This window comes from Alkalimonas delamerensis (assembly GCF_030717955.1).
In the GTDB taxonomy this organism is placed as follows: domain Bacteria; phylum Pseudomonadota; class Gammaproteobacteria; order Enterobacterales; family Alteromonadaceae; genus Alkalimonas; species Alkalimonas delamerensis.
In genome coordinates this window covers 434945-447424 of record NZ_JAUZVY010000001.1, presented here as the reverse complement: position 1 = coordinate 447424, position 12480 = coordinate 434945, and the positions used below count along the sequence as shown (strand labels likewise).

9 protein-coding genes are annotated in these 12480 nt (G+C 55.1%); 2 read left to right on the top strand and 7 right to left on the bottom strand.

Annotation, left to right across the window (positions count from 1 at the left end; genetic code table 11):
- Positions 1–15 precede the first annotated feature (15 nt).
- From Q3O59_RS02065 to Q3O59_RS02050, 4 genes are read right to left on the bottom strand one after another with little or no spacing between them, the layout of a single operon-like run.
- Positions 16–1536, bottom strand: coding sequence for a proton-conducting transporter transmembrane domain-containing protein (locus Q3O59_RS02065; RefSeq protein ID WP_305944014.1), 1521 nt, complete (start codon positions 1534–1536; stop codon positions 16–18).
- Positions 1529–3028: a complex I subunit 5 family protein gene (locus tag Q3O59_RS02060; RefSeq protein WP_305944013.1), complete on the bottom strand. Its 1500-nt coding sequence runs from the start codon at positions 3026–3028 to the stop codon at positions 1529–1531. Before Q3O59_RS02060 ends, Q3O59_RS02065 begins: the two co-directional genes overlap by 8 nt.
- Position 3029: 1 nt before the next feature.
- Entirely contained in the window at positions 3030–4445 is a 1416-nt protein-coding gene (locus Q3O59_RS02055; protein WP_305944012.1) for a complex I subunit 5 family protein, read from the bottom strand.
- Entirely contained in the window at positions 4442–5050 is a 609-nt protein-coding gene (locus tag Q3O59_RS02050) for a hydrogenase subunit MbhD domain-containing protein (RefSeq protein ID WP_305944011.1), read from the bottom strand. Before Q3O59_RS02050 ends, Q3O59_RS02055 begins: the two co-directional genes overlap by 4 nt.
- Before the next feature lie 345 nt (positions 5051–5395).
- Here Q3O59_RS02050 and Q3O59_RS02045 point away from each other — a divergent pair, with 345 nt between their 5' ends.
- Together Q3O59_RS02045 and hemL are read left to right on the top strand one after the other, a co-directional pair.
- A complete protein-coding gene (locus Q3O59_RS02045; RefSeq protein WP_305944010.1) occupies positions 5396–6418 on the top strand; it encodes an aspartate carbamoyltransferase in 1023 nt (340 codons plus the stop codon).
- A gap of 16 nt (positions 6419–6434) precedes the next feature.
- Complete coding sequence (gene hemL, locus Q3O59_RS02040) at positions 6435–7724, top strand: glutamate-1-semialdehyde 2,1-aminomutase (RefSeq protein WP_305944009.1); 1290 nt, start codon at positions 6435–6437, stop codon at positions 7722–7724.
- Here hemL and Q3O59_RS02035 read toward each other — a convergent pair.
- From Q3O59_RS02035 to Q3O59_RS02025, 3 genes are all read right to left on the bottom strand, one after another.
- On the bottom strand, positions 7721–9802 hold the full coding sequence (locus tag Q3O59_RS02035; RefSeq protein WP_305944008.1) for a winged helix-turn-helix domain-containing protein: 2082 nt from the start codon (positions 9800–9802) through the stop codon (positions 7721–7723). The two genes, hemL and Q3O59_RS02035, sit on opposite strands and share 4 nt — an antisense overlap.
- A gap of 122 nt (positions 9803–9924) precedes the next feature.
- A complete protein-coding gene (locus tag Q3O59_RS02030) occupies positions 9925–10137 on the bottom strand; it encodes a hypothetical protein (protein WP_305944007.1) in 213 nt (70 codons plus the stop codon).
- Positions 10138–10237: 100 nt separating this feature from the next.
- The gene (locus tag Q3O59_RS02025; RefSeq protein WP_305944006.1) at positions 10238–12349 is read right to left on the bottom strand and encodes a winged helix-turn-helix domain-containing protein; all 2112 of its coding nucleotides are present in this window, start codon (positions 12347–12349) and stop codon (positions 10238–10240) included.
- Between the last annotated feature and the right edge of the window lie 131 nt (positions 12350–12480).

Sequence of the window (12480 nt, the reverse complement as noted above, 5' to 3'; positions counted from 1 at the left end):
TTTTAAAACAGCGGCTCAGCCACTCAGCAGCCACAGCAACAACAGCAAACTGAGCAGCAGTGCACAGACCCCAGGCAGCAAAGACTCTGTTGCCAAACGGCGATTGAGCCAGCGCTCACTCTGCCGCCAGGCTGGCAATCTGAGCTCAGGTAGTGCACGACTTCTGCTTTGATAACCTGCTTTTAGCCACAAAGACCAACCAAGGGCCGGACTTCTGGGCTGTTGCCAGGCGGCCGCTAGTTGCCAACCGCTGCGTTGCCAGCCCCAGTGCAGCAACAGCGCCAAGGCAACCGGCCAGAGCGCCGCCAGCACCGCGCTAAAACTCAAACTGGCCAACCACTGCGGCCGCAAAGCAGCGAACCAGCCTGGCATGCTGAGCGAAGCCAGCACCAGGATCCCCCAGGCCAGGCTGGCTGTCCCTGGCAGCGAAGGCCCCGGCAGCTGCCACTGTGCTTTGGCCAGACGCAACCAGTGAAGCGCCAGCAAGGCGGTGCACAAAGCACCGAAAGCAAGCAGTGCATCGAGCAGCGGTAAAGCAGGTAAGCTGCTTTCGGACACCCCTTGCTTCAAGCCATATTTCACCATGGCACCAGAGCTGAGCGGTAGCGCTACCAGGCTTAACAGTGGCCAAAGCAGCAAGGCACCATGCCAGGAGGATAAACGGTAGTGATTGACAGAGCCAGCAGCCAGAAACAACGCCGATTTCAGCAAAGCATGATGGCAGCAATACCCAACCAGCAGCCAGGCAGCAGCCGTTTGCAGCTCAAGCGGGCTGGCCCAATACAGCACCAGCGCCAACAGCATATAGCCCATCTGACTGACCGACGAGTACGCCAGCACCACCTTGCTGCTCTGATGCAGCAAGGCGATCAGAGCGCCAAACAATGCAGAGCCCAACGCCAGCAATGCCAAGCCCGGCAACCAGGATACGAGCAGCGGATCCTGAGCCGGCAAAAACTGCCACAAGCCCAACAAGCCCGCTTTGATCATAGCGCCGGACAACACCGCACTGGCGGGGACCGGAGCCGCCGGATGTGCCAACGGCAACCAGATGTGCAGCGGGAAAAAGCCAGCTTTTAAGCCCAGGCCCAACAGCAACAAGGTCAGAGTTAGCGGGGTAAGCTCAATGGTTTGCAGATTGGCAATCAGCAATGCCCCCTCAGCCGCATCCACCCGGAGCAACAAGCCCGCAAACAGCAGCAATTCACCAAGGATTGCCAGTTGTAAATAGAGTCGCCCGGCCTGCCGGGCCGTTTTATCGCCACGATGGATCACCAGCCCATAGGCCGACAAACTCATGAGCGCAAACCCAAGGTAAAACCCCAACACATCCTGCGCCAGCAGCAGCTGCAGGTTGCCGAGCATCGCCAGAACAAAACTGATCCAGTACAACCTTTTCCGGCTTTGGATGGTTTGCATGCTGTATAGCGCCGCACAGCACCAGAGCAACAAGGTAAAACCGAACCAGAACACCATTGGCCCCTGCGGTAGCGCATAACTGGCACCCGGCCAAAGCCATAGCGTCCACTCAGTCATAGCTAAACTCCCGCTCAACAATCAGTTTGCTCCAGCTCAGCGGGCTGATATCGGTCCCGGCCAATAGCCCCATCAGCAGTACCAAAGCGGCCGTCAGCACCGGGGGCAACAACAGCATCCAGTGTGTTTCAAATCGGTTGGACAGAACGCGCTCTTGCGGCCAGGGTGCTGCCGGTAAAAACCAGATCCGGTACAGCAAAGGCAAAAAATACATGGCATTCATGGCACTGGAGCCAAGCAGCACCAAGAGCACCCAGGGGTAACCGGCCTCAAGGGCACCAGTCGCCAGATACCATTTACTAAGCATGCCAGCAGTCGCTGGTAACCCTATCATGCCGGCTGCCCCCAGGGTAAAGGCCGCACTGCTCAGTGGCATGCGCCGCCCAACACCATTGAGCTCCTGAATTTTGTGGATCCCGAGCGTCTCGGCAAAGTTACCGGCACAAAAGAACAGGGTTATTTTCATCACGCCCTGATGCACTAGGTGCACCAGGCCGCCAATCGCCGCAACAGGCCCAAGCATGGCCACCCCTAACGTGACATAGGACACCTGACTCACCGTCGAGTACGCCAACCGGCGCTTTAAATCCTGTTGCTGCAAGGCACGCCAGGAGCCATACAAAATGGTGCTGCTGGCCAGCACCACCAACAGCCATCCCAAATCCAGCTGCTGCATGACCTCGACACCAAATACATCGTACACCACCCGGACAATGCCAAAAGCACCGGCTTTGACCACAGCAACAGCGTGCAGCAAAGCACTGACCGGCGCCGGTGCCACCATGGCCTCTGGCAGCCAGCCATGCAAAGGCAACAAGGCAGCTTTCACTCCTAGCCCGGCTATCAGCAAGACAAAAGCCAGCGTTAACACGCCACTGTGCTCGGCCAACAAGGGCTGCAAATAGCCTCCCGGCATAAACACCGGGCTACCGATCAGGCTGTGGAGCAAGGCAGCACCAAACAGCAAGACGGTGCCGCCTGTCAGGGTATAGGCCAGATAACGCCGGCCGGCTTTTAAAGCGGCGGCTGTGCCCCGATGCACCACCAAAGGAAAGGTGGCCAGCGTCAACAGTTCGTAAAACAACACAAAACTGACCAGATTGCCGGAAAGAGCCAGCCCGACCGTGGCGCTGACGCAGAGGTTAAAGTAGCCAAAAAAGCGCGACCGCAGTGGCGAGCCTTCCAGATAGCCAATGGCATACAAGGTGGTGACACACCACAGCACGGACGACAACAACACAAATTGCATCGACAGCGCATCGCCATGCAGCACCAGGGGAGCACCGGGTAAAAAAGGCAGTTCGAAATAATAGTCCTGCCCGGCCTTCACCCCTTGCCACATCCAGCCCACCAAGCCCAGCTTGAGCAGGACTCCGCCCATATTCAGACTGGTACGAAGTACATAGCGATCTTCAGCCAGGGTGAAAATCAACAAGCCCGGCAGCAAGGAGCTGAGCACGACCCAGAGTGGCAACCAGCTGTTCCAGTCCATGCTAGCCTCCGAGCCAATGCAGTAAAGGAAGGCTGAACAACGCCAGACCCCACACCAGCAAGGCAGGCATTAGCGCCAGCCATTGCGGCAATACAGGTGCTTTAAAACCGGCCGGACGAGGCCGTGCCCGGTAAAACGCCAGCACCACCAAACGAAACACATAACCGGCCGATAGCAGAGTGCCGAGCAGGATCACCAGCAGCACAGGCCAGTACTGGCTCTGCTGCCACAGCGGCACCAGCAATTGCCATTTGGCCAGAAAGCCGCCACTGGGTGGTAAACCAATCAAGCTGCCACCGGCGACCGCCAGGGCAAACATCGCCAGCGGCATGGTTTGACTGGCACCACGAAAGGTCGTCAGCCGCTTACCGCCCAAGCGCAATTGCATTTCGCCAATGGCGAGGAAGGCTGCAGCTTTTGCCAGCCCATGCGCCATGACAAAGAGCCAAAAAGCCTGTTCCAGTGCCGGATCGGCCAGTGACAGCATCAGCCCTAAAGCCAATAAACCATAACCCAGCTGAGCGACCGTCGAATGGGCGATCATCAGCTTGGGTAAAGGCGCGCGCAATGCCGACCAGCCCCCCGCCAGCAAGGCCAGGCTGCCGGTAAGCAAAAACCAGACACTGCCAACCTCAGCGATGGCTGGCGTCGCCAGTTGGCTCCAGAGCATCCAGAGCAGAAAAAGCGGGGCTTTGATGATCAAGCCCGCATGCAAAGCACTGACGGCGGCCGGTGCGACCAGGTGTGCCGCAGGCAGCCACCAGTGCAGGGGCCAGAGCGCGGCTTTGAGCATCAAACCTAGGGTCATCAGCCAAAGTGCCAGCCGGGGATCGGCAGAGGACTCTACGATACCCAGCGTCAGCTCACTCAATGCAAAGCTGCCGTACTGGGTGTAAAGTAGTGCAACGCCCAACAAGAAACAGAGCGATCCGGCCAAAGACAACAACAAATAGCGCAGCGCCGCCTGCCAGGCTTTTTTCCCGCCCAGCAACACCAGTGCAACTGCCACCAACCCCAGCAGCTCCAGACTCAGGTACCAAAACAAGAGATCTGCCGACAGCAACAACACAAAAAACAGACTCTGCACCAGCGCAGCCAGTGGCCAAAAGTAAAGGGACAAGCCGGCAAACCGCCATTGACTTAGACTATAACTGGCGACCAGAAAATGAATGCTTGCTACCAGCAGCATCAGCAAAGCCGTTAAAGGTGTTAGTTGCCAATGCAGCAGCTCGGTTTCTATGCTGCTTAGCAACAACGGCTGTGAGCCTGAGGTGACCACCTGCCACAAGGCCACAGCCAGCAGCGGCAAGTTTAGCAAGGCCGCCAGCCAAACCAACCAGGCAGCTTGACGGCGCCAGTATAACGCCAGCACAGCAGCCAGCAGCGGCAATGCCAAAGCCACCAGCACCTGACTCATAAGGACTCCGCCTGAAGACGATGGATCAGCCACAGCGCCAGGGCCGTCGCCCCCAGGGCAATTACCATCGCCATCAATACCAATACATAGAGCCGGCTGTCGATCGCCCCCCCGAGACTGGCCGCTAACACCAGCACGGAAAAAACCGCCGCCCCCATCAGGTTCAGGGCAATTACACGCCGCAACAGTTCTGGCCCATTCACCAAAGCGAAGCACGAAAGTCCCCAGACCAGCGCCAGCCAAAGGCTAAACGGGTGCGCCTTTGGACCTTGCCATAAAGTCCATGCCAACACAGCGCTCAGCAGCAGGCAGCCAACAAGCAGCAGCACTTTGGTTGGCCCGCTTAAGCGATTGACCGAAGCCGGTTCCACGGCAACTTGACGGGACAAGGCCAGCATCAGCAGGCCTCCCGTCAGAACAGCCCCAATCACCGCTTCGGCCAGCGCCAACCCGACCGCTCCCAACCAGGCCCAGGCCAGTGCCAACAACAGGCTAAAGCCGATGTAGCCGCGGACGGACCACAGCAGCGGATGCATCAAAGCCGAGACCAGAGCGGCCAGTAGCAACAAAGCCCCAAGCAAGGTTGGCACTGCCCATTCAAGCATGGGGTGGCTGCTCCTGCCTGCTACCACAGAGCCGTGCGCCCTGCCCCCACAGCCAGTTCAAAGCGGCGAACCGACCCCGCCTGTGTTGAGAGCCTTGTTCGACAGTGCTGTTGATGCCTCTTTTGATAGTGCTCATAAAGGGCCATTACTCGCTGAAATTAAAACTAAAAGTAGTACCTAACCTCATTCTATACTATGGGTAAAGCAGCGAAAACTCAAACAACGAGGGCTGAACAGCATTCGCCTTTCCCCTGCGCTATAGCGTATAATGGCCAGCCAAACACGGACAGCCCGGCAACCCCGGTGCCGTCTCCCAGCCACACCTCAGATCACAGGCACCAGCGTATGAGCTTTACAGGCCAGCATATTCTTTCCGTCAATCAGTTTGATCGCGAGCGCATTGCGCAGGTATTTCAGGTGGCCCGCAGCATGGAGCCTTATGCCAGCCGGCAAAAGCGCACCAAGGTGCTGGATGGCGCCATTTTGGGCAATCTATTCTTTGAGCCCAGTACCCGGACCCGGGTTAGTTTTGGCTGCGCCTTTAACCTGTTGGGTGGCGAAGTACGGGAAACCACCGGCATGGAAAGCTCCGCTCTGGCCAAAGGCGAGTCGTTGTTCGATACCGCCCGGGTGCTCAGCAGCTACAGCGATGTGATTGCGATGCGCCACCCCCATTCTGGCTCAGTGGCTGAATTTGCTGAAGGCAGCCGGGTGCCGGTGTTAAATGGGGGCGATGGCGCCAATGAACACCCGACTCAAGCGCTGCTCGACCTTTTTACCATTGAAAAAGAGCTGGCAGCCAGCGGCCAAAGCATTGATGGCATGCACATCGCCATGGTTGGCGATTTAAAATTTGGCCGCACCGTGCACTCACTGGCAAAATTGCTGTGCCTGTACAAAAACATTCGTTTTACCCTGATTTCTCCAACCGAGCTGGCGATGCCAGATAGCGTGGTCAGTGCCATCGAAAACGCCGGCCACAGCATTGAGTTCAGCGATGCACTGGAAGGCAAACTGGCCGCCGATATTGTCTACCAAACCCGGGTGCAGGAAGAGCGCTTTGCCAGCAAAGACGAGGCCAACCTGTATCGCGGCAAGTTCCGGCTCAATCAGGATATTTACACCAAGCATTGCAAATCCAACACCGTCATTATGCATCCACTACCACGCGACTCACGGTTGGATGCCAACGAACTCGACAACGATCTGAACCTGAATCCGAATCTGGCGATTTTCCGCCAGGCCGACAATGGCGTGGTGATCCGGATGGCGCTGTTCGCCCTGACGCTTGGTGTTGAGCACCTGGTAACCCGATACGAGTGCGATGTGCCCTGGTACAGCAACAAGTCCTCCCTTTCTCCGCTTTAATCTGCAAGGAACCCGTATGAACAAATCAGTGCAACTTTTCGAACGCGCCCAAAACACCATTCCCGGTGGTGTCAACTCACCAGTACGGGCTTTTAAAAGTGTTGGCGGCACCCCGGTTTTTATTGAAAAAGCCGACGGTCCTTATATTTTTGATGTCGATGGCAAGCGCTATATCGATTACATTGGTTCCTGGGGCCCGATGCTGCTGGGGCATAATCATCCGGCCATTCGCCAGGCAGTTCAGCAAGCCGCAGAAAATGGTTTAAGCTTCGGTGCGCCCTGCCCGGCGGAAGTTGAAATGGCCGAGCTGGTCAGTCAGTTAGTGCCTAGCATGGAGATGGTGCGCTTCGTCAGCTCCGGTACCGAAGCCACCATGAGCGCCATCCGGCTGGCCCGCGGCTACACGGGCCGCAATACCATTTTAAAATTTGAAGGCTGCTACCATGGCCACGCCGACTCCCTGCTGGTCAAAGCGGGCTCTGGTGCCCTGACGCTAGGCGTACCCAACTCACCGGGCGTACCGGCTGACTTTGCCAAGTACACGCTAACGGCGGAATTTAACAACCTGACTCAACTCGAAGCCATCTTTGCGGAACAGGGCGACGACATCGCCTGCATTATTGTGGAGCCAGTCGCCGGCAATATGAACTGCATTCCACCAGCACCAGGTTTCTTAGAAGGGCTAAGAGCGCTGTGCGATCAATACGGCAGTGTGCTGATTTTTGATGAAGTCATGACGGGCTTCCGGGTAGCATTAGGCGGAGCTCAGGCGGTGTATGGCGTGCAACCGGATTTAACAACCTTAGGTAAAATCATCGGTGGCGGTATGCCAGTAGGGGCCTTTGGCGGCAAGCGCGCCATTATGCAACACATTGCGCCCACCGGGCCGGTCTATCAGGCGGGCACCTTATCCGGCAACCCGCTGGCCATGGCCGCTGGTTTGGCAGCGCTGAATGCCATCCGCCAGCCTGGGGTCTATGAAGCCCTGACAGAGAAAACCAGCCAGCTGATCGCCGGTATCAAGGCCGCTGCCGACAAACACGGCATCCCATTGGCGACCACTCAGGTCGGCGGTATGTTTGGTCTGTTTTTTACCAAAGAGCAAGCCATCACTAATTTTGCCCAAGCCACTCAGTGCGACATTGAGGCCTTTAAGCGCTTTTTCCATCTGATGCTGCAAGAAGGCATCTATCTGGCACCATCGGCGTATGAAGCAGGCTTTTTGTCACTGGCGCACAGTGAAGCTGATCTGGCAGCAACCATCGCCGCCGCCGATCGCAGTTTCGCTCAGCTGGCCACCGGTTAAGGCGTTCTATCCGGCAACAGGCGAACAACGTCACTGTCCTGTTGCCGGCTTTGTTGCAACAACCACTGGCTGCCACTGCGATCACTGTAGATCGCTGTTGGTGCCTGGCCAGCCGGCAGCTCAAACTGCTGGTACTCATCTTGCCAGCTCATAAAGCTCAAGGTACCCACTGCCGTATCCAGCCAGGCAATGCCCAGGTCGTTGGTCAGCCACTGATGGCGTTCCACAGCAGGGACCGAAAACCCCGGCAAAGAGAGAGACAAAAAACGACCATCCTGACGCCACAACTGCAGACCCGCAACCCGATCACGCCGAATCACCAAACCATCTGGCGCACAACGAACATCCAGCACATCGTCCAACACCAACTCGACCCGATTCGCTGCCATCCGATAGAGCTGCCAGCCCGTTTTGCCATCAAACTGCGTCCAGTACAGCTGCTGACGGCACACCTCCAGCTGACTGGGCTCCACTTCCGGAGGCAACAACGCTTGCAATTGCCCTGTTTCGGTATTCAACTGAAACACTTTTCGATTGATGACCGCCAACAAATGCTGCCGGAACCAGAGCAATTGCTGAATTTGTTGGTGACCAGCTAACGATGTCACTTGCTGCAAATGGCCGCGCTGTGCCAGCCAGATTTGCTCGTTACCGGAGCGGTTTGAGACAAAAGCAACCTGTGTACCAGAGACTGCCGCCAACCGCTCGGTCCGATTCGACGGATACCAATGCTGCCAACCCAAGCCATCAGCCGCTTTGGTTGCAAACCAAAGATCATCGATTGGCTTTGCGCCTGAGACTGCAACAGGCTCGGCTGGACCGACGAAAATCAGATCCCGTAACCCCACCGACAATGGTCCAAGGCTGGCAGCGTTATTGCCCATGGGTGTAAACGGCTGATAAGGCTGTTGTGATTGACTAAGCCAAAGCCCTTTGCGGCTTTCGGCCAGTTCAATAACAACTTGCGGATACTGCTTCATCAACTGCCAGTCTTTTTCGCCAGAGTGCATTCGAATCAGTTGAGTCTGCGAAAAACTTACTTGCACCAACAAGTACAAACTGCCCTCGTGCGCAATCAATCGGTGTATGGCAAGGGCAGCTATGGCCTCCATCGGCACAGCTTCAGGCTGTAAAGGAGCATGCCCCACAGGCACCGTAGCACGCCAAAGTTGGAACTGAGCTTGCCGGTCCGGCACGGCATCCAGCCAGTATAAGTGCTCTCCCAGCAGGGTCATACCGCTGGGCAGCCATTGCCGACAGACCGCCAGCTGTCGGGCTGGCAAGGGTGGAAGGGTTACCGCCTGCTGAAAAATACCACAGCCCTCTTCAGTCAGAGCACTGAAATACAGATTGTTGTCTGCGAAGCTGGCCGGCCCAAGTGCCTTGTAACTTCCGGGTAAAAAAACCGGGCTCACTTGCTGACTAGGTTGTGCCACCCACTGCCACTTCGACTGGCCATTGCGTTGATGCTGATAAAACATCTGTTGCTGGCTCGAGTCCCAAAGCGGCAAACGCTCACGACCATTGAGCGCACTAATGGGTTCGAGATGGTGGAAACTTTGCTGTGCTGCTCCCAGAGTAAGATGGGTTAAACCATAAGCCACGATGCCGCAGCTGATCAAAAGCGACAACACAGCCAGCAGAATAAATTGACGATTGGGGTATCGCTGCAAGCCTACCCCGCGGATCTGAGCTGAATTGCCATGTTCAAACTGTCGGTTCTGTTCCGCCTGAGGGGTGGTGAGTGGCTCCAGCTCAGCCAACCAGCAATAACCCTTTTTCGGTATGGTGGCAATAAAAACAGGCGCTTGTGTATTATCCTGCAGCAATTTCCGCAGAGCTCCAACGGCACGCATCACAGCGCCATCGGTTCCCTCTCCAGCCGGCCACACATCTTCAATCAGCTGGTTTTTTGTCAGCAGCTGATTCGGATGCAATAAAAAATAGTTCAGCAACTTCTGCAGTCTTGGCTCAAGCAAGGCAGCCACCGACTCATCGGCATCAGCTGGCCATAACTTACCAACCGAAGCACGATAACGCCAGCGACCAAATTGAACCAGGGGTTCCAGCTTAGACAAGGCAATCCGTCCTTACACAGGGTATGGACGGATTATAACGGAAAGCAGCAAAATTTCAGGTACGCAATTGTTACAGAGTGATGCAATGACTGCTGAACCGGCTTGAAAACCGACATCGCAGCTCAGGCAACAGCATCTTCCATGGCATCTATAGATTCTGAGCCCAGGTTTTGATGCATTTCCAGGTCTGGATCCCAGCAGAAAGGAAACCAGGCACAAGCCAATAGGGGCTCTGCATCCAGTTTGGTTTCGCCGGAAGTGTCTGCCCCTTTGGCAGCAATGGCAAGACCGACGACAAAACAAGTGGCAACAACAGTAGTTAGTAAGTTTTTCATTAGGATGTCCTTTATTGAGTTAAATGTACAGAAGCAGCTGGTGTTGCTTTAAGATTGCACTGCACAAAAAAAATAACTCGATGAAATCCTTATAAAAAGCTTATAAATTTTGCTGTTCTAACGAAATTTCGGCAATATCCATATCTCCACGCCACATCGAAGGGATATAAAAATAGCGCTGATCGCCACTCAGGCTGAACTCGCTGTAGGGCACCGACTCCATTTCTGTCGCAATTACTGTTTGCAGGGTTTCAAAATCGAGAAAGTAAAGCTGATAATTGTTGTTTGAGAGATAGCTGGAAAAATACAGCCCCTGATCCACCAGCACAAAACGCAATGGGAAAGACACTTGCAGCGGCAACTCCAGTCGTTTCGCTTGCAGTTCCTGCTGCGGTTGCAGGTAATAAGCACCATCGCTGCTATTGCGCCAGAAACTGTAATCGCCGGACGGACTCTCCAGGTGAAGATCCATATCCGGGTGAAACAGTGCGATGCCTTGTTTATCTTCCAAAGAGGTAGCCATCATTTGCCAGCGTCCTTGGTACGAAGCAGCAAAATAAATGGTGGTATTGTCTGCCCCCCAACTCGGATTTGCCACCATAAAGTCATCTCTGGAAGTGAGCCTTTTCGGAAGCTCAGCTTCCCTGAACAGCCATAACTCCTGGCTAATCAAAGCCAACAAGTGCTGCCCATCGGGTGAAAATGCCAACTGGCTAATCCGCTCGTTTTCGGTAAACGCTGTCAATTGCGATTGACTGCCATCAGGATGAAACAACCAGATCTGAGGTAAACCAGAGCGCCGCGAAACTACGGCAATAGTCCCATCAGACGTCGGGCTGGCCTCGGCAAACGCTTCGCTGCGGTTAGAACTAAAAACTTGCTGTGACAAAGTGTCCGCTTGATTTACGATACGGTTGGGTACTTTTAAAATATTGCGCTGAGAAAAAGCACCCACCGAGGCAATGATGCGCCCGGACGGACTGACCTGAATTTCTCTGGCGGAATGATCGGTGTAAGCAATAATGCGCTCTTTTCCGGAGTGAACATTGACCGCCGCCAGCATTGAGCGACCGGCGGGATAGATAATCTCCTGGTCATCCGTCGACCAATCAACATTGCCTGGATAGCGATCCTGCAGCTGAGTCAGCTTTCTCGATGAGCGAGTCACTAAATCCAGCTCCCATAGCTGAACAACATCCGTGGTATGCCTTAAAAAAGCCAGTCGGCGACCATCCCGGGAAAAACGTGCAGCGTAGTCGCCAAATCCGCTGGATGGAGGTGCTGTTAGTGCTTCGACACGATTTGCCGCCAGCGAGAAACGCATCAAGGTCATTTGATTTTGGTCGGCTTCCCTCGACGGAAAAACGATGTATCTGCCATCCGGCGACCAGGCTAGTCGGGCTGATACTGAGTTTTTACCACACTCGGTTAACAGCTCATCGGATAGGATCCCATCCCGGGCAGCATTCAGCGTCAGCAATCGGATCTGACACAACTCGCCTGATAGCATGCGGTGATAAGCCAGCTGTTGAGCATCCGGGCTCCAGCTTGCACCAAAGCTACTGTAGGGAGCATCGGTCAATTGCACCACCTGATGCGTTTTCAGGTTTTGCAGCTTTAATCGAACAATGGTATCACCGGGACTGCTGGCATAACTAAAGGCCAGCAAGGCTTCATCCGGTGAAATGCTGTGATAGAACTCAATACCGTCTAAAAAAGTGACAGGTTCAAAGCGCCAAAGCGGAATACTAGAGGCCGGCTCCTCTGGTGAGCTGACAGCAAGCCAGAAATAAGCCGCCAGCAGTATAGGCATAGCCAGTAACAGCCCCAATGCCAGCCGCCTTGGCCAAGGCATGTTCATTGAGAGCTCTGACTCCGATGCAGCAGTAGCCGGACTTTCTGTAGTCGGCTCGGAAGGACTGCTGTATGGCAGATCGAGCGGTGTCACTTCAGCGACCAGTCGATAACCCCGTTTGGGTACGGTTTCAATGTAACTGGGCGTTCGGCTATCATCGCCCAAGGCTACCCGAAGCACCCTTATCACGCGGGTAATACGACCATCAGAGACCGCCCGAATGCCCCAGACTTTTTCCAGCAGCTCATCTTTACTGACCAACTCGCCGGCATGCACCACTAAATAGTTCAAGACATTCTGGCAAAGATTATCCAGCTCGGCGGTCTCGATCACCTGACCAGCGGCGTCGAACTTCACCAGCTTATCCTGCTCTGGCAAATAACACCAAGCGCCAACTTGTAGTCGATGTTCCGGTTTAATCGCCATGGTTTATTTACAATTCTTCCGCAATGCGCATTTAGGTTCAGCCACCATTATCAACCTAAAAG